Here is a 19,912-nt window from a genome sequence, read left to right as displayed (position 1 = left end):
AGGGTCGGCGGGAGCGGCTCGCCGGGCGGCGCGGAGCTAGGAGACGCGCTCCGCCACGAGGGGGCCGCCGTCGAGCACCTCGTCGCCGTCGTCGCCGATCCGGTACGCGTCGTCGAGCGCCTCCAGCGCCCGGGCGAAGCGCTCGGGCTCGTCGGCCGAGAGGGTGAGCAGGGGCCGGCCCGCACGGACGCGGTCGCCCGGCTTCGCGTGCAGGTCGATCCCCGCCGCGTGCTGCACCGCGTCGGACTGGCGGGCGCGTCCGGCGCCCAGGCGCCAGGCGGCGATGCCGAAGGGCAGCGCCTGCTGCTCCACCAGCACGCCGTCGCGCTCGGCGAGCACGACGTGGGTCTCGCGGGCCTCGGGGAGGGCGGCGTCCGGGTCCCCTCCCTGCGCGCGGATGACCGCGCGCCAGGTGTCCATGGCGGCGCCGCCGTCGAGGGCGCGCTCGACGTCCGCGTCCGGCCGCCCGGCGAGGGCCAGCATCTCGCGGGCCAGAGCCAGCGTCAGCTCCCGGACGTCGGAGGGGCCGCCGCCGGCGAGCACCTCGACCGACTCCCGCACCTCGTTCGCGTTGCCGACGGTCAGCCCGAGCGGCACGTTCATGTTGGTCAGCAGCGCGGTGGTCCGCACCCCCGCGTCGTTGCCGAGGTCGACCATGGCCCGGGCGAGCTCCCGCGAGCGCTCGATGTCGACCATGAACGCCCCGGAGCCGAACTTCACGTCGAGCACCAGGGCGTCTGTGCCCTCGGCGATCTTCTTCGACATGATCGAGGACGCGATCAGCGGGATCGCCTCGACGGTCCCGGTGATGTCGCGGAGCGCGTAGAGCTTCTTGTCGGCGGGGGCCAGGCCCGAGCCCGCGGCGCAGATCACGCCGCCGACCGTCCGCAGCTGCTCCAGCATCTCCTCGTTGCCGAGGTCGGCCCGCCAGCCCGGGATCGACTCCAGCTTGTCGAGCGTTCCGCCCGTGTGGCCGAGCCCGCGTCCGGAGAGCTGGGGCACCGCCACGCCGAAGGAGGCGACCAGCGGCATCAGCGGCAGCGTGATCTTGTCGCCGACCCCGCCGGTGGAGTGCTTGTCGACCGTGCGCTTGCCGAGTCCGTCGAACCGCATGCGCTCGCCGCTGGCGATCATCGCCAGGGTGAGGTCGCGGATCTCGTCGCGCTCCATCCCGTTCAGCAGGACCGCCATCGCGAAGGCCGCCATCTGCTCGTCGGCGACGTAGCCGCGGGTGTAGGCGTCGATCAGCCAGTCGATCTGCGCGGTCGAGAGCGTGCCGCGGTCGCGCTTGGTGCGGATGATGTCGACGGCGTCGAAGTCCTCGACGGGGGTGGTGCGGGTCATGCGGAGTCCTCGGTTCGGGGATGGGAGCGGGTGACGGCGGCGCTAGGAGGCGGCGTAGGCCTCGAGGGTGCGCGGGCCGAACGCATCGGGGATGACCTCGTCGATCGTCTTCACGCCCGACAGGGTCTGGAGGAGCATGCCCTCGGCCGAGTGCTCGAAGAGCAGCTGGCGGCAGCGCCCGCAGGGCATCAGGACGCCGCCCTTCCCGTCGACGCAGGTGAAGGCCACGAGCCGGCCGCCGCCCGTCATGTGCAGGGAGGACACCAGCGCGCACTCGGCGCAGAGCGTGAGCCCGTAGGAGGCGTTCTCGACGTTGCAGCCCGCGATCGTCCGGCCGTCGTCCACGAGCGCGGCGACCCCGACGGGGAACTTCGAGTACGGGACGTAAGCGTGGCTCATGGCCTCCAGCGCGGCCTCGCGCAGCGCCTCCCAGTCGATGTCGGTCACGACGGCTCCTCTCAGGACTTCAGGTACGGCTTGCCGGCGGCGGCCGGCCCGCGGGACTGGCCGACGAGACCGGCCACCGCGAAGATCGTCACGACGTACGGCAGCATCAGCATGAACTCGCTCGGCACGGGCGAGCCGATGACGCCGAGAACGTTCTGCAGGTTGGTCGCGAAGCCGAACAGCAGCGACGCCAGGGTCGCCTTGATCGGGTCCCAGCGGCCGAAGATGACAGCGGCCAGGGCGATGAAGCCCGCGCCCGCGGTCATCTCCTTGCCGAACGCTCCGACCGCGTCGAGCGTGTAGTACGCGCCGCCGACTCCGGCGATCGCCCCGGCGAGGGAGACGTTCCAGAAGCGCGTGCGGGCGACGTCGATGCCGACGGTGTCCGCGGCCTGCGGGTGCTCGCCCACGGCGCGCAGGCGGAGGCCCCACTTGGTCTTGAACAGGCCCCACCACACGGCGAAGATCGCGAAGTACATCAGGTAGACGATCACCGTCTGGTTGAACAGGACGGCACCCACGATCGGCACCTGGCTGAGCACCGGGATCGGGAGGCGGTCGAACTTCACCGGCGAGTTGAACGTCGACGCGTCGGCGGAGAGGACCTGGGAGTAGAGGAAGCTCGTCAGGCCGGTCACCAGCACGTTCAGCACGACTCCGACGATCACCTGGTCGACCAGGTACTTGATCGCGAAGGCGGCCAGCACGAACGACACCAGGACGCTCGCGACCATCGCCGCGAGCAGGCCGAGCACCGGCTGGCGGGTGAGGGAGCCGACCATCGCCGCGGTGAAGGCGCCGGCGAGCAGCTGCCCCTCGATCGCGACGTTGACGACTCCGACCCGCTCCGAGATGACGCCGCCGAGGGAGCCGAAGATCAGCGGAGTGGCGAGCCCGACGGTCCCGAGCAGCAGTCCCGAGACGGGCAGCGCGGCACCGGCCGACGCCCAGACGAGGAACCCGATCAGGAAGACCAGGGCGAAGACCGCCGAGAGCCAGAGCGGGATGCGCCGGCCGGCGCGGGTGAGTGCGGCCGACGCGACGGCCAGGGCCACCAGGACGATCGCCACGACCACTCCCGTCCCCCGCGTCGGGAACGGGATGTCCGGCAGGGCGAAGAAGTCGGTGCCCGCGGCGAGGCGGAACGAGCTCGTCCCGTCGCGGCCGAGGGCCACGAAGAGGACGACGGCGAGCAGCGCGAAGACGCCGAACGCGGTCGGCGCCTTCCAGCTGCGGATCACGACGCGGTCCGGTGCGGTGGCGACGGCGGTGCTCATGCGGACACCTCCGAGGTGCGGCGGGTGCGGCGCTTCGGGGCGGCCCCGGGCGTCGGGAGGCGGAAGATCGCGCGCACCAGCGGCGGCGCGGCGATGAAGAGGACGATCAGCGACTGGACGACGAGGACCACGTCGATCGGCACGCCCTCGGCGGCCTGCATCGAGTAGCCGCCCGCCTTGAAGGCGCCGAAGAGGATGCCGGCGAAGAACACGCCCCAGGGGCGGGAGCGGCCCAGCAGCGCGACCGTGATCGCGTCGAAGCCGATGCCCGCGTCGATCCCGGAGGTGAAGCCGGTCGTGACCGTCCCCATCACCTGGGCGCTGCCGGCGAGGCCGAGCAGGCCGCCGGAGAGCAGCATCGCGTACACGTAGCTGTTCTTCACGTCGATGCCCGCCACACGCGCCGCGTGCGGGTTCTCCCCCACCGCGCGGAACTTGAAGCCGATCGTCGAGCGGTTCAGGAGCCACCAGACGAACACGGTCGCGAGGACCGCGAAGACGAAGCCGAGGGTGAGCGAGTAGCCGGGGCCGAGGAGCGCCGGGAAGACCGCGGTCTCCTTCATCCCGGGCGACTTCGGGTTGTTCGAGCCGGGAGCCTGCAGCGCGCCGGGCGTTCGCAGGAGGTAGGAGATCAGGTAGAACGCGACGTAGTTGAGCATGATCGTGAGGATCACCTCGTGCGCGCCGGTGCGGGCCTTGAGCAGTCCCACGAGTCCGCCCCAGAGCGCGCCGCCGAGGATGCCGGCGGCGAGCGCGACGATCAGGTGCACGCCCCACGGGAGGTCGAAGGAGAAGCCGACCCAGCCCGCGCAGGCCGCGGCGATCAGCATCTGGCCGCGGCCGCCGATGTTGAACAGGCCGACGCGGAAGGCCAGCGCCACTCCCAGGCCGCCGGCGATCAGCGGGGTCGCGAAGGCCAGGGTGTCGGTCAGCGGCTTGATGCCGTTGGCGAAGCCCTCGCGGCGGAAGTTGTAGACCGAGCCCTGGAAGAGCGAGGAGTAGGCACCGGAGACGGACTGCCAGATCGCCTGCAGGGTGTCGAGCGGCCGGGCGAAGAAGTAGCCCGACGCCGCCTGGACGTCCTTGTCGGTCGCGGCGATCAGCACGCCGCCCGCGATGAGGGAGAGCAGCACGGCGAGCACCGACATCAGCGCGGTGCCGGAGAGGATCTCGCGCAGGACGCGGGAGGCGCCGCTCTCGAGCGGGCCGGGGCGCACCTCCTGATCCGGCTTCTGGCCGGGCTCGAGCCCGGCCGCCTTCTCGGTCTCCGCGTCGGGATCGACCGCGGGCAGTTGCGCGTCGCTCACGCCGCCGCTCCCTTCTCGGCGGGCGTCTGCCCGGCCATCATGAGCCCCAGGACCTCGCGGGGCGTATCGGCGGGGACGATGCCGATGATCCCGCCCTTGTACATGACCGCGATGCGGTCGGCGAGCGCCGCGACCTCGTCGAGCTCGGTCGACACCACGATCACGGGGACTCCGGTGTCGCGCGTCTCGACGATGCGCTTGTGGACGAACTCGATGGAGCCGACGTCGATGCCGCGGGTGGGCTGCGCCGCGATGAACAGCCGCAGCTCCCGGCTGAGCTCGCGCGCGAGCACCACCTTCTGCTGGTTGCCTCCGGAGAGGCGGCCGACGTGGGTGCCGATCCCCTGGGCGCGCACGTCGAACTCGCGCACCCGCTCCTCGGCGAAGCGCTCGAGCTCCTTGAGCCGCAGGCCCAGGCCCTTCACGAACGGACCGCGGTCGCTGCGGTCGAGCATGAGGTTCTCGGCGATCGTGAACTCGGCGACCAGACCGTCCTCGGTGCGGTCCTCGGGGACGAAGCCGACCCCGGATTCGAGGACGCGGCGCACGGAGAGCCCGTCGAGGCGGCGCCCGTCCAGGGTCACCGAGCCCTCGACCCGGTCCTGCAGGCCCATGATCGCCTCGGTGAGCTCGGTCTGGCCGTTGCCCTGCACGCCGGCGATCGCGAGGATCTCGCCGCGGCGGACCTCGAAGGAGACGTCGTCGACGACGGCCTGGCCGTTGGCGTCGCGCACGGTGAGGTTCGAGACGACGAGGGCCTCGTCGCCCGGCACAGCCTGCTCCTTCTGCACCGTCAGCTCGACGGCGCGGCCGACCATCAGGGAGGCGAGCTCGGCGTTGCTCGCCGTCGGAGACGCCTCCCCCACGACTCTGCCGAGGCGGATGACCGTGATGCGGTCTCCGACCTCGCGCACCTCGCGGAGCTTGTGCGTGATGAAGACGATGGCGGTCCCGGCCGCGCGCAGCTGGCGCATGATCGCGATCAGCTCGTCGGTCTCCTGCGGGGTCAGCACCGCGGTCGGCTCGTCGAACACGAGCACCCGGGCGTCGCGCGAGAGCGCCTTGATGATCTCGACCCGCTGCTGCACGCCGACGGGGAGGTCCTCGACCAGGGCGTCGGGATCCACGTCGAAGCCGAAGCGGTCCGAGATCTCGCGCACCCGGGCGCGCGCGGCGGCGAGGTCCAGGCGTCCGCCGGCCTTCGTCTCCTCGTGGCCCAGCATGACGTTCTCGGCGACGGTGAACACGGGGACGAGCATGAAGTGCTGGTGGACCATCCCGATGCCGGCCTTCATGGCGTCGCCCGGACCGGAGAAGTGCTGGACCGCGTCGTCCAGCAGGATCTCCCCCTCCTCGGCCTGGTACAGGCCGTAGAGCACGTTCATGAGCGTCGACTTGCCCGCGCCGTTCTCGCCGAGGAGGCAGTGGATCTCGCCGGGTTCGACGGTGAGATCGATGTGGTCGTTGGCCACGAGCGCGCCGAAGCGCTTCGTGATGCCACGCAGTTCGAGCTTCATGGGACCAATCTAACTTTCGGTTCGCGCCACGATGCGCCGCCGAATGGGATCGATGGACGGAGCGGAGCCGATCCGCCCGCCGGACCGACGAAGAGGCCGGCGGGCCCGAGGTGTGCTCGGGCCCGCCGGCCTCTTCGAGGAAGCGACTAGGACGCCGCGGGAGCGGACGGGGAGGTGACGGTGATGGAGCCGTCGATGATGCCCGCCTTGATGGTGTCGAGCTCGCCCTGCAGGTCGCCCGAGACCTTCGACTCGAAGTCGTGGAACGGCGCGATGCCGACTCCGTCGTTCTCGAGGGTGCCCACGAAGGGGGTGGGGTCGAAGTCGTCGGCTCCGGCGGAGCTGGTGACGTCGGTCGTGCCGGCCTCGATGCCCTTGAGGATCGAGGTCAGGTACAGGTCGGCGCCGTCGGGGTAGGTCTCGTAGAGGTCCGCGTCCACGCCGACCATCGCGATGTCCTTGCCGGAGTCGCGGATCGCCTCGATCGCCGACTGGAAGATCGGACCGCCGACGGGGAGGATGACGTCCGCGTTCTGGTCGATCAGCGACTGCGCGGCCGACTTGGCCTCGACGCCCGCCGCGAAGCCTCCGGTGAAGGAGCCGGTCTGCGCGTCGACGTCCCAGCCGACGACCTTGACGTCCTTCCCCTTCTGCTCGTTGTAGTACTTCACGCCGTCGGCGTAGCCGTCCATGAAGATCGTGACGGTCGGGAACTGCTGGCCGCCGTAGGTGCCGACGACGCCGGTCGTGGAGTACGAGGCGGCCGCGTAGCCGGCGAGGAACGCCGCCTGCGAGGTGTCGAATGTGATCGGCTTGACGTTCGGCAGGTCGATCGTCGCGTCGTCGATGATCGCGAAGTCGATGTCGGTGTTCGCCTCGGCCGCGGCCGACGTGGCCTCGGCCAGCGCGAAGCCGACGGTGATGATCAGGTTGCAGCCCTGGTCGACGAGGCTGGTCAGGTTCGGGGCGTAGTCCGTCTCGGACTCCGAGGTGACGGTCTTCGGCGTGACCCCGAGGTCCTCCGAGGCCTTCACGAGGCCGTTGTAGCCGAGCTCGTTGAACGACTTGTCGTCGAACCCGCCCGCGTCGGACACCATGCAGGGCAGGAAGTCGCCACCGGCGGCGGCGCTGGAGCCGCTCTCCTCGGGGGCGGAGGCGCAACCGGCGAGAAGCGCGGTGACGCCGAGGGCGGCGAGACCGCCGAACGCGGCCTTACGCGAGGTGATAGTCAAGATGTCGTCCTCCAGGAATGCGGCCCCGCGCGACGAGCGCAGCAGAGCGTCGATCCCCACACGTTACCCAATGTGACAAGCCGCTCAGCCGCCCGCACGGTGGTGGTCAGGAAGAGTTACACAGTGTTGATCTTCCTGTGATGCGCGGAGCGCATCACAGGGCGCGGTCGGCTCCGCGACGGGGTGCGATCCGCAGAGCGGGTCGCGTCGGGCTGGCCGGAATCGCTGGCACGCGATTCCGGCTCGCGGCCCTCTCCCGGCTGTCGGCGGTCGAGGGCGTTCGGGCGGGCTCCGCGCTGCGCGCGGTCGGGACGGGACGGGTGTCGTGTCACCCGGTGATAGTCGAGCAGCCGCGGAGCGGCGCATCGAGACCCCCCTCACTGGTCGAGTAGCCGCGCAGCGGCGTATCGACACCCCCGAGACGTACTCCCGCCCTCCCTGCTGGTCGAGTAGCCGCGCAGCAGCGTATCGAGACCCCCGACGTACCCCCTCCTCGCAGGTCCAGCAGCCGTGCAGCGGCGTATCGGGACGCGCGCGCGGCGCCGGCGGACGCGCGAACGGCGAAGCGCGGCGCCTCCGAGGGAGGGCCGCGCTTCGACAGAGGGGGACGGAGGGCTAGAGGACGTCGGTGCGGCCGGAGAGGCGCAGGGCGTCGACGACGCCCTTGACCTTCTGGGCGTTCTCGGTCGTGGTGACCAGGAGCGCGTCGGGGGTGTCCACGACGACGATGTCCTTCACTCCGATGAGGGCGATGGTGCGGTTGCCGCCGCTCACGACGATGCCCGTCGCGGAGTCGGCCAGCACGCGGGCGTCCTCGCCGAGGATGGCGAGGTCCGAGCGGAGACCGCTCGAGTGCAGCTTCGCGATGGACGCGAAGTCGCCCACGTCGTCCCACGAGAAGTGGCCCGGCACGACGGCCAGCTTGCCCGCGGCCGCAGCCGGCTCGGCGACGGAGTAGTCGATCGCGATCTTCTCCAGGCCCGGCCAGATGCGGTCGACGACCGCACCGCGCTCCGGGGTGTCCCAGGCGGCGGCGAGCTCGAGCAGCCCGGCGAGCAGCTTCGGCTTGGCGCGGCCGAGCTCCTCGAGGAGGCGGTCGGCGCGGGCGATGAACATGCCCGCGTTCCAGAGGTACTGACCGCTGGAGAGGTAGGCGCGCGCCGTGTCGGCGTCGGGCTTCTCGACGAAGGAGTCGACGGCGAGCGTGTGCGTCGCCCCGTCGATCCCGAGGTGCTTCCCCGTGCGGATGTAGCCGAAGCCCACGGCCGGCTCGGTCGGCGTGATGCCGATGGTCGCGATGTAGCCCGCGTCCGCCGCGACGACGGCCTCGGCGACCGCGTCGTGGAAGAGCTGCTGGCCGCTGATGACGTGGTCGGCGGCGAACGAGCCGATGATCACGCCCGGCTGGCGGCGCTCGAGGATGGCGGCGGCCAGGCCGATCGCGGCGGAGGAGTCGCGCGGCTCGCTCTCGAGGACGACGTTGAGGTCCTCGAGGCTCTCGAGCTGCTCCTCGACGGCGGCCCGGTGCGCGCGGCCGGTGACGACCATGATCCGGTCGGCGCCCGAGATGGGCGCGAGGCGGTCCCAGGTGTCGCGGAGCAGGGTCTGTCCCGATCCCGTCAGATCGTGCAGGAACTTCGGGGCGTCGGCCCGGGAGAGCGGCCACAGCCTCGAGCCGATCCCGCCGGCGGGGATCACGCTGTAGAAGCGGTCGAGCGGGGCGCGGCCATCGGTCTCAGGTGATGTCATGTCCGCAGGATACAAGGGAGCCCGAGCGCGACCGTCCGTTCACCCGGGCGCGCGCCGCCGTTCATCCCGCCGCCGTAGCGTCCGGGGCGTGAGAGTCGCGGTCGTCACCGAGAGCTTCCTGCCGTCGTTGAACGGCGTGACCACGAGCGTCCTGCGGGTGCTCGACGAGTTCGCGGAGCGCGGGATCGAGGCGCTCGTCGTCTGCCCGGCCGCGGGGGCGCCGGGCCACTACGCGGGCCACCGCGTTGTGGAGCACCCGGCGATCGCCTACCGCGACTTCCCGGTCGGGATCCCCACGCTCGCCCTCACCCGGGAGCTGGCCGACTTCGAACCCGACGTCGTGCACGTCGCCTCGCCCTTCCTCCTCGGCGCCCGCGCCATCGCCTCGGCAGGCCGGCTCGGCGTGCCGAGTGTCGCGATCTACCAGACGGACGTCGCGCGGTTCGCGGCCCGCTACGGCATCCGCGGCGCCCGCGCCCTCGCGTGGCGGGTGATCCGCCAGATCCACGCCGGGGCGGACCTGACCCTCGCCCCCTCCACCAGCGCCCTCGACGACCTCGCCGCCGCCGGCATCGAGCGCACCGCGCTGTGGGGCCGCGGCGTGCAGAGCGAGCGATTCCACCCGCGCCGCCGCTCCTCCCCCTACGCGCAGGCGGTCCGGGCCGGACTCGGCGCCGAGGACGCGCTCGTCGGCTACATCGGGCGCCTCTCCCCCGAGAAGAGGGTGGAGCGGATGGCGGCACTCGCCTCCGTCCCGCACGCCGAGCTCGTGGTGGGCGGCTACGGCCCCTCCTCCGCCCGGGTCGCCGCCGCCCTGGGCCCGGCGGCGCGGATGCTCGGCCGGCTCGACGGCGACCGGCTGCCGGCGGTCTTCGCCGCGCTCGACGTCTTCGTGCACACGGGCACGGAGGAGACGTTCGGCCAGACCGTCCAGGAGGCGCAGGCGTCCGGCACCGCGGTGGTCGCGCCCCACGCGGGCGGACCCACCGACCTCGTCGAGCACGGCGTGGACGGCCTGCTCTACGCGCCCGAGAGCGACTCCGACCTGCGCCGGCAGGTGGAGCGCCTGGTCCGCGATCCCGCACTGCGCGCCCGGCTCGGCGAGGCGGGCCGCCGCCGCGTGCTCCACCGCACCTGGAGCGCGCTCACCGACGAGCTCCTCGCGCACTACGCGACCGCGGGGGCGCCCGCCCTCGCCTTGCCCCGCAGCTGAGGCCCGCAGCTAAGGCTCGCCTAAGCCGCGCCCGCCTGCGCACCCGCTTAGAATCGGAGGGCGAGTTTCTCGTCGCTCCCCGCCCCGTCCCCGTCCACGCGACGTGGGAACAGGTCAGGCCGTCGGAGCACAACCAGGGAGGGTTGTTCGTGTCAGTTCAAGCTGCTCAAACCCTCGCACCCCGGAAGCAGGGGAAGATCCGGCGTCCGGCCGGCACCCTCTACCGCGGTCGCGAAGGCATGTGGTCGTGGGTGCTCCACCGGATCACCGGTGTCGCCATCTTCTTCTTCCTCCTCGTCCACGTCCTCGACTCCGCTCTCATCGCCGTGAGCCCCGAGGCGTACAACGCGGTCATCGGGACGTACAAGAACCCGATCATGGGACTCGGCGAGACCGGGCTCGTGGGCGCCATCGCGTTCCACGCGCTGAACGGCCTGCGGATCATCCTGGTCGACTTCTGGAGCTGGGCGACCCGCAACCAGCGCGTCCTCTTCTGGGTCGTCATGGGCCTCTGGGTCGTGCTGATGCTCGGCTTCGCGCCGCGCCACCTGATCAACGTCTTCAGCGAGGGGGGTGCGCAGTGAGCACCGTCGCCGCACCGCGGACCCCGCACACCCCGACCCGCTCCTCCGGTACCAACTGGGAGAAGTGGGGCTGGATCTACATGCGTGCCTCCGGCGTCGTGCTGATCGTCCTGATCTTCGGGCACCTCATCTACAACCTGCTGCTGGGCGACGGCATCAAGGCCATCGACTTCGGCTTCGTCGGCGGCAAGCTGGCGAACCCGTTCTGGCAGTGGTGGGACGTCCTCATGCTGTGGCTCGCGCTGATCCACGGCGGCAACGGCATGCGGACGCTGGTCAACGACTACGCGACCTCGCCCCTGCTGGCCAAGGCCTTCAAGGGCGGCATCCTCGTCGCCGTCGTCGCGCTGATCGCGCTCGGCACCTGGGTCGTCTTCGCGTTCGACCCGTGCCCCGCCGGCACCGCCGCGGACCTGCTGCCCTCCTTCTGCGCAGCGTGACCACGGCGCCGCGGATCGGAGAGGGGCCCACGCCCTTCCCGGTCCGCGCAACCGCGTCCCGGCACCTCCCCCTCCCAACCCCGTACGACGGAGCACCCACCCCGTGAGCACACCAGGCCACTCCCACACCGGCGCCGACCAGAGCGCCTTCGCGCAGACCGTCGGACCCGACGGCGTCCACTACCACCAGTTCGACGTCGTCATCGTCGGCGCCGGCGGTGCCGGGATGCGCGCGGCCATCGAGGCCGGCCCCAAGGCGAAGACGGCCGTGATCTCGAAGCTGTACCCGACCCGCTCCCACACCGGAGCGGCGCAGGGCGGCATGGCCGCCGCCCTCGCGAACGTCGAGGAGGACAGCTGGGAGTGGCACACCTTCGACACCGTCAAGGGCGGCGACTACCTCGTCGATCAGGACGCTGCCGAGATCCTCGCGAAGGAGGCCATCGACGCGGTCATCGACCTCGAGAACATGGGCCTGCCCTTCAACCGCACCGAGGAGGGCAAGATCGACCAGCGCCGCTTCGGCGGTCACACCCGCGACCACGGCAAGGCGCCCGTCCGCCGGGCCTGCTACGCGGCCGACCGCACCGGCCACATGATCCTGCAGACGCTGTTCCAGAACTGCGTCCGGCTCGGCATCAACTTCTACAACGAGTTCTACGTCCTCGACCTGGTGATGACCGAGGTCGACGGAGTGGCCAAGCCCTCCGGCGTCGTCGCCTACGAGCTGGCCACGGGCGAGCTGCACGTCTTCCAGGCGAAGGCGATCATCTTCGCGACCGGCGGCTTCGGCAAGATCTACAAGACCACCTCCAACGCGCACACCCTCACCGGCGACGGCGTCGGCATCATCTGGCGCAAGGGCCTCCCCCTGGAGGACATGGAGTTCTTCCAGTTCCACCCGACCGGCCTCGCCGGCCTCGGCATCCTCCTCACCGAGGGAGCGCGAGGAGAGGGTGCGATCCTCCGCAACGCCTCGGGCGAGCGCTTCATGGAGCGCTACGCCCCCACCATCAAGGACCTGGCGCCGCGCGACATCGTCGCCCGCTGCATGGTCCAGGAGGTGGCGGAGGGGCGCGGCGCCGGCCCGCACAAGGACTACGTGCTGCTGGACTGCACCCACCTGGGCGCCGAGGTGCTCGAGACCAAGCTCCCCGACATCACGGAGTTCGCCCGCACTTACCTGGGCGTCGACCCGGTCGTCGAGCCGGTCCCGGTCATGCCGACCGCGCACTACGCGATGGGCGGCATCCCGACCAACGTCAAGGCCGAGGTGCTTTCGGACAACACGACCGTCGTCCCCGGCCTCTACGCCGCCGGCGAGTGCGCGTGCGTCTCGGTGCACGGCTCCAACCGCCTCGGCACCAACTCCCTGCTCGACATCAACGTCTTCGGCAAGCGCAGCGGCAACAACGCCGCCGACTACGCCAAGACGGTCGACTTCACCCCCCTGCCCGCCGACCCGGCCGGCGCGATCCGCGACATGCTCGCCTCGCTCCGCTCCGCGACCGGCACCGAGCGGATCGCCTCGATCCGCAAGGAGTTGCAGGACGAGATGGACAAGAACGCCCAGGTGTTCCGCACCGACGAGTCCCTCGAGTCCGTCACCGGGACCATCCAGCGCCTGCGCGACCGGTTCCGCAACATCTCGGTGCAGGACAAGGGCAAGCGCTTCAACACCGACCTCCTCGAGGCCGTCGAGCTGGGCTTCCTGCTCGACCTCGCCGAGGTCGTCGTCTACTCGGCGCGCAACCGCAAGGAGAGCCGCGGCGGCCACATGCGCGACGACTTCCCCAAGCGCGACGACGAGAACTACATGCAGCACACGATGGCGTACCTCTCCGGTGACGCCCACTCCTCCGACGCCGGTGACCACATCCGGCTCGACTGGAAGCCCGTCGTGATCACCCGGTACCAGCCGATGGAGAGGAAGTACTAGCCGTGTCGACCGCTACCCTCGAGCAGCCGCCCGCCGCCCCTGCGGCCCCGGAGGCGTTCACCGTCACGTTCATCATCCGCCGCTTCGACCCCGAGGTGGACGCGGAGCCGCGCTGGCAGGACTTCGACGTCGAGATGTACTCGACCGACCGCGTCCTCGACGCCCTGCACCGCATCAAGTGGGACCAGGACGGGTCGCTGACCTTCCGCCGCTCGTGCGCGCACGGCATCTGCGGATCCGACGCGATGCGGATCAACGGCCGCAACCGTCTGGCCTGCAAGACGCTGATCAAGGATCTCGACATCTCGCAGCCGATCTACATCGAGGCGATCAAGGGCCTGCCCCTCGAGAAGGACCTCGTCGTGGACATGGAGCCGTTCTTCGCCTCCTACCGCGAGGTGCAGCCGTTCCTGGTCGCCAACACCCCGGCGCCCAAGGGCAAGGAGCGCGTGCAGTCGGTCGCCGACCGCGCCCGCTTCGACGACACCACGAAGTGCATCCTCTGCGCCGCGTGCACCTCGTCCTGCCCCGTGTTCTGGACCGACGGGCAGTACTTCGGCCCCGCGGCGATCGTGAACGCCCACCGCTTCATCTTCGACTCGCGCGACGACGCCGGTGGAGCGCGCCTGGACATCCTCAACGACAAGGAGGGCGTGTGGCGCTGCCGCACGACCTTCAACTGCACGGAGGCGTGCCCGCGCGGCATCCAGATCACGCAGGCGATCGCCGAGGTGAAGCAGGCCGTCATCCGCGGCCGCGCCTGACCTGCACGCCGGAAGCCGCCGTGCACGCTCGATCCTCGGATCCGGCGTGCACGGCGGCTTCTGCCGTGCACGGGCCGCTCCCCCACAGGAGGCGGATCGGGACGGGGCTCCCCAGGTCGACGGTTGCGGCGGGCGAGCAGCGGAGTCAGGCGGAACACTCGATCCGTGCTCACCGGCGTCCTCCACCTCTCCCGTCTGCGCGCGCTCGGCGTCGATCCCCGCGCGGCGGTGCGCAACGGCACGCTGACACGACTGCGGCCGGGCTGGTTCGCCGCCGCGGACGCCCGCGCTGACCAGCAGCAGGCCGTCCTCCACGCGGGGTTCGTCTCGTGCGTGTCCTTCTTCGACGCCCGCGGCGCGTACCGGCCCGAGGACGATCGCCTGCACCTGGGCGTCCACAGCTCGAACAGGGCGCGCACCACGGACCCGGGCGTGGTGGTGCACTGGAGCCGTCGCATCCCGATGCCGACCGGACCGGCCGTCGTGGCCTCGACCGAGAGGGCGCTCGAGCACCTCCTCCTCTGTCAGCCGTCCGACGAGTCCGTCGCCGTCGTCGACTCCGCTCTCCACCGCGGGATCATCGGTCCGGGACTGCTCGCCGGCACGATGGCGCTCCTCCCCGCCCGGCTGCACCCGCTCCTGTCCGCCTTCGACGGCCGCGCCGAATCCGGCATCGAGTCGCTCACGCGCTTCCGGCTGCTCGCGTGCGGCGTCGGCTGCCGGCCCCAGGCGGAGATACCCGGGGTCGGACGCGTCGATCTGCTGATCGACGACTGGCTGGTGATCGAACTCGACGGGCGCCGCTGGCACACCGCGGCCGAGGCGTTCACCCGCGACCGGCGCCGCGACGCCGCCGCCGTGCTCAGCGGGTACACGGTGCTGCGCTTCAGCTACGCCGACGTCGTCCACGACTGGGCCCGGACCTCGACAGTGATCCTGGGGACCATGGCGCGAGGCCGGACTCGCTGAGGTGCGCGCTCGAGGTCACGGTGCACGTGCGTTCTCGCGATCGCGCGTGCACCGGGACGTCCGACGTGCACGGGCGCTTTACGCTGGAGGAATGACCGAGGCGGCCGACACTCCCCGCGGGATCCCGGGCCTGTTCGAGCGGATCATGCGGACGCGGCCGGTGCGGGTGATGCTCCACTACTCCGAGACCGGCGGGCCCCTCTTCGCCTCCGGACTCGCCTTCCAGGCCCTGTTCGCGGTCTTCGCGGCGCTGTTCGTCTTCTTCGCCGTCTTCGGCTTCTGGGTGCGCGACGACTCGGTCCTGCGCGACTCCCTCCTCGACCTGGTGACCCGTTCGGTGCCCGGTCTGATCGGCGGGAAGAACGCCCTCGTGTCGGTCGACGACCTGCTCGACTCCTCGATCCTCGGCTGGACGGGCGCGATCGCAGCGGCCGGCCTGCTCTGGACGGCGCTCAACTTCCTGGGAAGCCTGCGCCAGGCGGTGCGACTGCTCTTCTCGCTCCCCGGACCGACGACCCTCTTCGTCCTGCTCAAGCTCAAGGACGCGGGGCTCGCCCTGATCTTCGGAGCGGTGCTGCTGGTCTCGGCGGGTCTCTCCGTGTTCTCGACCTCGCTGGTGGATGTGGCGTTCGACTTCCTCGGGATCGGCAGCGAGTCGATGCTCGGCCGCCTCGCCGGCAGCGTGGTGGGCCTGCTGATCATGCTCGCCCTCGACACGGGCACGCTCGCCGGGTCCTTCCGCGTCCTCTCGGGCATCTCGATCCCGTGGAAGAACCTCTGGGCGGGCTCGCTGCTCGGCGGGATCGCCCTCGGAGCGCTCAAGGTCCTCGGGACGCAGCTGCTGGGCGGCGCCTCCCGCAACCCGCTGCTCGCCTCGTTCGCGGTCCTCATCGGCCTTCTGATCTGGTTCAACCTCGTCTGCCAGGTGATCCTGATCGCGGCGTCGTGGATCTCCGTCGGGATGAGCGATGCCGGGATCTCGGCGCGCAAGCTCACCCCGGAGGAGCGCGAGAAGGAGCGGGAGGAGCAGCTGCGCACCGCCCGCCGCACTCTCGCCGAGGCCGAGCGCGAGCGCCTGCGGGCCGCATTGCCGGAGGCGTCCCTCCTGAAACGGCGGCGCCTGGAGCGCCAGCTCGCGCAGCTCGAGGAGGAGCTCGAGCAGCTCGCCGCCTGATCCGGCGGACCGCTTCCCGGGAAGCCCTGCGTCTCCGCGCCCGAATCGGCCTGCCGAGTCTGTCCGTTTCTGTTGACTTCCCACACGAACGGGTCTAAAAAGAGGTAAACGCAGATCCGAGGTCGGCAACGACACCGCGGATCCGGCGCACCACCCACGGCGAGACGACGGAGTCCACATGTACGCACCGGAGCGGCACCAGGCGATCCTGGACCGCGCCCGCACCGACGGGCGCGTCGAGGTCCGCGACCTCGCCCTCTCCCTCGCCGTGACGCCGGAGACGATCCGCCGCGATCTCACCAGTCTCGAGAAGCGCGGCCTGCTGCGCCGAGCGCACGGCGGCGCCATCCCCGTCGAGCGCCTGGGCATCGAGCCCGAGGTCGCCGCCCGCGAGGGACACCTCGCCGGCGAGAAGGACCGCATCGCCACCGCCGCTCTCGCCGAGGTGCCCGACGGCGGCTCGATCGCCATCGACGCCGGCACCACCACGGTGCGGCTGGCGGAGCTGCTCCCCCTGGACCGCCGGCTGACGGTCGTCACCCACTCCCTCCCCGTCGCGATGGCGCTCGTCGGCCGGCCCAACATCGACCTCCACCTCATCGGCGGGCACCTGCGCGGAGTGACGCAGGCCGCCGTCGGCCCGTGGGCCGCCCAGGCCCTCTCCTCGGTCTCGGTGGACGTCGCCTTCATCGGCACGAACGGACTCAGTCTCGAGCGCGGGCTCACTACTCCCGATCTCGACGAGGCCGTCGTCAAGTCCGCGATCATCGCCTCCGCGCGCCGGGTCGTGGTCCTCGCCGACCACTCCAAGTTCGGCCGGCAGGACTTCGGGCACGTCGCTCCGCTGTCCACGGTCGACACCGTCATCACCGACGCCGGTGTCGACGACGAGCTCGCCGACGACATCGAGTCGGCCGGCCCGGAGGTCGTCCGCGCATGATCGTCACCGTCACCGCCAACCCGAGCATCGACGTCACCCTCTCCACGAGCGGCTTCGCCGTCGGCGAGGTCAACCGCGCCCACGACGTGCGACGCGACCCGGCCGGCAAGGGCGTCAACGTCGCCCGTGCCCTCGCCCGCAACGGCGTCGAGGCGACCGCGGTCTACCCGGCGGACGCCTCCACCGGCCTCGACCTGTCCACGATGCTCCGGGCCGCCGGAGTCCGCTCGGCCAGTGCGGCGATCGCCCACCCGATCCGCACCAACATCACCGTGGTCGACGACCGGACCGGCCGCACCACCAAGATCAACGAGCCCGGCCCCGCCGTCACGGAGGAGGAGGCTCGCGCCCTCTCCGAGCTGATCGGCGAGCACGTCTCGGCCTCGCCCCGCTGGCTCGTCGCCTGCGGCAGCGTCCCCCCGGGACTGGGAGCGGACTTCTACCCCGCCCTCGGCCGCCTCGCCCTGCACTTCGGCGTCCCCCTCGCCGTCGACACGTCGGGAGCCCCCCTGACCGCGATCATCGCGGCCGGCACCGCCACCCTCGTGAAGCCCAACCTCGAGGAGCTCGAGGAGCTCCTCGGCCGCTCCCTGACGACGGTCGGAGACGTCGTCGCCGGAGCCCGTGAACTCCTGCAGCTGCCCGAGGCGCGAGCGCTCGTCAGCCTCGGAGAGCACGGCGCCCTCCTCGTCACGGCGCACGCGTCGTGGTGGGCGGGCGCTCCCGCCGTCGTGCCCCTCAGCACCGTCGGCGCCGGCGACAGCACGCTCGCCGGCTACCTCTCGGCCGTCGACGCCACGGAGGCGGAGCGCCTCGCGACAGCAGTCGCGTGGGGTACCGCCGCCGTCCAGCTCCCGGGCAGCGAAGCCCCGGGTCCCGACTCCCTCCACCTCGACGACGTCTCCGTCGTCGAGGACCCCGACCCCACCCTCCCGATTGGAGAACTGAGCGCATGACTGCTCTCACCGAGGCGTCGACGGTCATCGTCGACCTCACCGCCGCCACGAAGGACGAGGCCACCGCGCAGCTCGCGAAGACGCTCGCCGACGCCGGCCGCGTCACCGACCTCGACGGCTTCCTCGCCGACGTCCGCGACCGCGAGTCGCAGATGGCCACCGGCATGCCCGGCGGCATCGGGATCCCCCACGCCCGCTCCTCCCACGTCGTCTCGCCCAGCGTGGCGGTCGGCATCGCGAAGCAGGGCGTCGACTTCGGCGCCCCCGACGGGCCGGCCGACCTGATCTTCCTGATCGCGGCCCCGGACGGCGCCGACCAGGCGCACCTCAAGATCCTCGCCCAGCTCGCCCGCAAGCTGATCCACGAGTCCTTCACGGGTTCCCTCCGCGCTGCCGCCAGCGGCCAGGAGGTCGCGGACATCATCGCCCGAGAGGTCGTCGTCTCATGAGGATCGTCGCCGTCACCAGCTGCATCGCCGGCATCGCGCACACCTACATGGCGGCCGAGGCTCTCGAGCAGGCCGCGAAGAAGAAGGGGTACGCGATCCAGGTCGAGACCCAGGGCGCCGCGGGCTCCGACCCCATGTCCGACCAGACGATCGCCGAGGCCGACGTCGTGATCCTCGCCGCCGACCTCGAGGTCCGCGGCAAGGAGCGCTTCGCCGGGAAGCCCACCCTCGAGGTGGGCACGTCGGAGGCGCTCGCGAAGGCGGCCGAGGTCATCGACCGCGCCGTCGCGACGGTGCAGGACGCGCCCGCCGCGAGCCCCGCCTCCGGACCGCGCTTCGTCGCCGTGACCAGCTGCATCGCGGGCATCGCCCACACCTACATGGCGGCGGAGGCGCTCGAGCAGGCCGCGAAGAAGCGCGGCTACCCGATCCACGTCGAGACCCAGGGCGCGGCCGGCTCGGACGAGATGACCGCGGCCGACATCGCCGCCGCGGACGTCGTCATCCTCGCCGCCGACCTCGAGGTCCGCGGCAAGGACCGGTTCGCCGGCAAGCCGATCCTCCAGGTGGGCGTCGCCGAGGCCCTGTCGAAGCCGGACGAGGTCCTCGACCGCGCTCTGGCCCTGCGCGGAACCGGCACCGCCGCCGCCTCCGCCCGCACGGCCCCGGCAGCGGCCCCCGCGGCGCCGAAGAAGGTCGGCGTCGGCACGCGCATCCGCCAGAACCTGATGACCGGCGTCTCGTACATGATCCCGTTCGTCGCGGCGGGCGGTCTGCTGATCGCCCTGTCGTTCCTGTTCGGCGGCTACCGGATCGTCGACTTCACGGCACAGCAGATCATCGACAACGGGTTCAACGTCGCGAACCTCACCGACTGGGCCGGAGTGATGTTCCTGATCGGGAGCGCGACGTTCGCGTTCCTGGTGCCGGTGCTCTCGGGCTTCATCGCCTTCGGCATCGCCGACCGCCCCGGCATCGCGCCGGGCTTCCTCGGCGGCGCGGTCGCGGTCACCGTGGGTGCGGGCTTCCTGGGCGGTCTCGCCTCGGGGTTCATCGCCGGCTACGCGGCCCTGTACATCTCGCGGATCAAGCTCCCCGCGGCGTTCAAGTCGCTGATGCCCGTCGTGATCATCCCCCTGATCGCCACCTTCATCACCGGCTTCCTGATGTTCGTGGTGCTCGGTGCTCCGCTCCGCGCGCTCAGCGAGGGCCTCTCGGCCTGGCTCTCGGGCCTGACCGGCGGCAACCTGATCATCCTGGGCATCATCCTGGGGCTGATGATGGCGTTCGACATGGGCGGCCCGGTCAACAAGGTGGCCTACGCCTTCGCGACCACCGGTCTCGCCTCCGTCCCCGCCGACGGCGACCCGAACTCGGTGCAGTTCAAGGTGATGGCGATCGTGATGGCGGCGGGCATGACTCCGCCGCTGGGCCTGGCCCTGGCGACGTCGCTCCGCAAGCGCCTGTTCACCGACGCGGAGCGTCAGAACGGCAAGGCGGCCTACCTGCTGGGCGCGTCGTTCATCTCGGAGGGAGCGATCCCGTTCGCCGCGGTCGACCCGCTCCGCGTCATCCCGTCCGCCATGGTCGGCTCGGCTGTCACGGGGGCGC

At 71.4% G+C, this 19,912-nt stretch carries 18 protein-coding genes; 11 read left to right on the top strand and 7 right to left on the bottom strand.

The window, feature by feature from the left end; translation table 11 throughout:
- Nucleotides 1–36: 36 nt before the first annotated feature.
- From C5D44_RS08340 to C5D44_RS08310, 7 genes are all read right to left on the bottom strand, one after another.
- Nucleotides 37–1,344, bottom strand: a complete 1,308-nt coding sequence (locus C5D44_RS08340; RefSeq protein ID WP_104281380.1) for a thymidine phosphorylase — start codon at nucleotides 1,342–1,344, stop codon at nucleotides 37–39.
- A gap of 42 nt (nucleotides 1,345–1,386) precedes the next feature.
- Nucleotides 1,387–1,791: a cytidine deaminase gene (locus C5D44_RS08335; RefSeq protein ID WP_104281379.1), complete on the bottom strand. Its 405-nt coding sequence runs from the start codon at nucleotides 1,789–1,791 to the stop codon at nucleotides 1,387–1,389.
- A gap of 11 nt (nucleotides 1,792–1,802) precedes the next feature.
- Entirely contained in the window at nucleotides 1,803–3,068 is a 1,266-nt protein-coding gene (locus C5D44_RS08330; protein WP_104281378.1) for an ABC transporter permease, read from the bottom strand.
- Nucleotides 3,065–4,375 carry an ABC transporter permease gene (locus C5D44_RS08325; RefSeq protein ID WP_219812831.1) on the bottom strand — a complete coding sequence of 437 codons (1,311 nt, stop codon included), beginning with the start codon at nucleotides 4,373–4,375 and terminating at the stop codon, nucleotides 3,065–3,067. The genes C5D44_RS08330 and C5D44_RS08325 overlap by 4 nt, the downstream gene beginning before the upstream one ends.
- Entirely contained in the window at nucleotides 4,372–5,892 is a 1,521-nt protein-coding gene (locus C5D44_RS08320) for an ABC transporter ATP-binding protein (protein WP_104275349.1), read from the bottom strand. The genes C5D44_RS08325 and C5D44_RS08320 overlap by 4 nt, the downstream gene beginning before the upstream one ends.
- Before the next feature lie 146 nt (nucleotides 5,893–6,038).
- Nucleotides 6,039–7,124, bottom strand: coding sequence for a BMP family protein (locus C5D44_RS08315; protein ID WP_104275350.1), 1,086 nt, complete (start codon nucleotides 7,122–7,124; stop codon nucleotides 6,039–6,041).
- A gap of 615 nt (nucleotides 7,125–7,739) precedes the next feature.
- Nucleotides 7,740–8,873: a mannose-1-phosphate guanylyltransferase gene (locus tag C5D44_RS08310; protein ID WP_104223184.1), complete on the bottom strand. Its 1,134-nt coding sequence runs from the start codon at nucleotides 8,871–8,873 to the stop codon at nucleotides 7,740–7,742.
- An 88-nt stretch (nucleotides 8,874–8,961) separates the two neighbouring features.
- On the opposite strand from C5D44_RS08310, the gene C5D44_RS08305 reads away from it, so the two are divergent.
- The 11 genes from C5D44_RS08305 to C5D44_RS08255 all read left to right on the top strand — a co-directional run.
- Nucleotides 8,962–10,086 carry a glycosyltransferase family 1 protein gene (locus C5D44_RS08305; RefSeq protein WP_104281377.1) on the top strand — a complete coding sequence of 375 codons (1,125 nt, stop codon included), beginning with the start codon at nucleotides 8,962–8,964 and terminating at the stop codon, nucleotides 10,084–10,086.
- A gap of 149 nt (nucleotides 10,087–10,235) precedes the next feature.
- Nucleotides 10,236–10,670, top strand: a complete 435-nt coding sequence (sdhC, locus tag C5D44_RS08300) for a succinate dehydrogenase, cytochrome b556 subunit (RefSeq protein WP_258067919.1) — start codon at nucleotides 10,236–10,238, stop codon at nucleotides 10,668–10,670.
- Nucleotides 10,667–11,110, top strand: a complete 444-nt coding sequence (locus C5D44_RS08295) for a succinate dehydrogenase hydrophobic membrane anchor subunit (protein ID WP_104223187.1) — start codon at nucleotides 10,667–10,669, stop codon at nucleotides 11,108–11,110. The genes sdhC and C5D44_RS08295 overlap by 4 nt, the downstream gene beginning before the upstream one ends.
- Nucleotides 11,111–11,312: 202 nt before the next feature.
- Nucleotides 11,313–13,049 carry a succinate dehydrogenase flavoprotein subunit gene (sdhA, locus tag C5D44_RS08290; protein WP_104281414.1) on the top strand — a complete coding sequence of 579 codons (1,737 nt, stop codon included), beginning with the start codon at nucleotides 11,313–11,315 and terminating at the stop codon, nucleotides 13,047–13,049.
- A gap of 2 nt (nucleotides 13,050–13,051) precedes the next feature.
- A complete protein-coding gene (locus C5D44_RS08285; RefSeq protein WP_068254543.1) occupies nucleotides 13,052–13,813 on the top strand; it encodes a succinate dehydrogenase iron-sulfur subunit in 762 nt (253 codons plus the stop codon).
- Between the two features lie 165 nt (nucleotides 13,814–13,978).
- A complete protein-coding gene (locus tag C5D44_RS08280; protein WP_104275352.1) occupies nucleotides 13,979–14,782 on the top strand; it encodes an endonuclease domain-containing protein in 804 nt (267 codons plus the stop codon).
- A 91-nt stretch (nucleotides 14,783–14,873) separates the two neighbouring features.
- The gene (locus C5D44_RS08275) at nucleotides 14,874–15,956 is read left to right on the top strand and encodes a YhjD/YihY/BrkB family envelope integrity protein (RefSeq protein WP_104281376.1); all 1,083 of its coding nucleotides are present in this window, start codon (nucleotides 14,874–14,876) and stop codon (nucleotides 15,954–15,956) included.
- Between the two features lie 178 nt (nucleotides 15,957–16,134).
- Nucleotides 16,135–16,896, top strand: a complete 762-nt coding sequence (locus C5D44_RS08270) for a DeoR/GlpR family DNA-binding transcription regulator (RefSeq protein ID WP_104281375.1) — start codon at nucleotides 16,135–16,137, stop codon at nucleotides 16,894–16,896.
- Nucleotides 16,893–17,852, top strand: coding sequence for a 1-phosphofructokinase family hexose kinase (locus tag C5D44_RS08265; protein WP_104281374.1), 960 nt, complete (start codon nucleotides 16,893–16,895; stop codon nucleotides 17,850–17,852). The genes C5D44_RS08270 and C5D44_RS08265 overlap by 4 nt, the downstream gene beginning before the upstream one ends.
- Nucleotides 17,849–18,301: a PTS sugar transporter subunit IIA gene (locus C5D44_RS08260; protein ID WP_097166616.1), complete on the top strand. Its 453-nt coding sequence runs from the start codon at nucleotides 17,849–17,851 to the stop codon at nucleotides 18,299–18,301. Before C5D44_RS08265 ends, C5D44_RS08260 begins: the two co-directional genes overlap by 4 nt.
- Nucleotides 18,298–19,912 (top strand): PTS fructose-like transporter subunit IIB (locus C5D44_RS08255; RefSeq protein ID WP_104281373.1); only part of this gene is annotated, 1,615 nt, incomplete at its 3' end. The genes C5D44_RS08260 and C5D44_RS08255, both read left to right, overlap by 4 nt.

Source organism: Rathayibacter sp. AY1B5 (assembly GCF_002932795.1).
Classification (GTDB): domain Bacteria; phylum Actinomycetota; class Actinomycetes; order Actinomycetales; family Microbacteriaceae; genus Rathayibacter.
The sequence above is the reverse complement of the archived record's forward strand: the minus strand, read 5'-3'. Positions and strand labels throughout refer to the sequence as shown.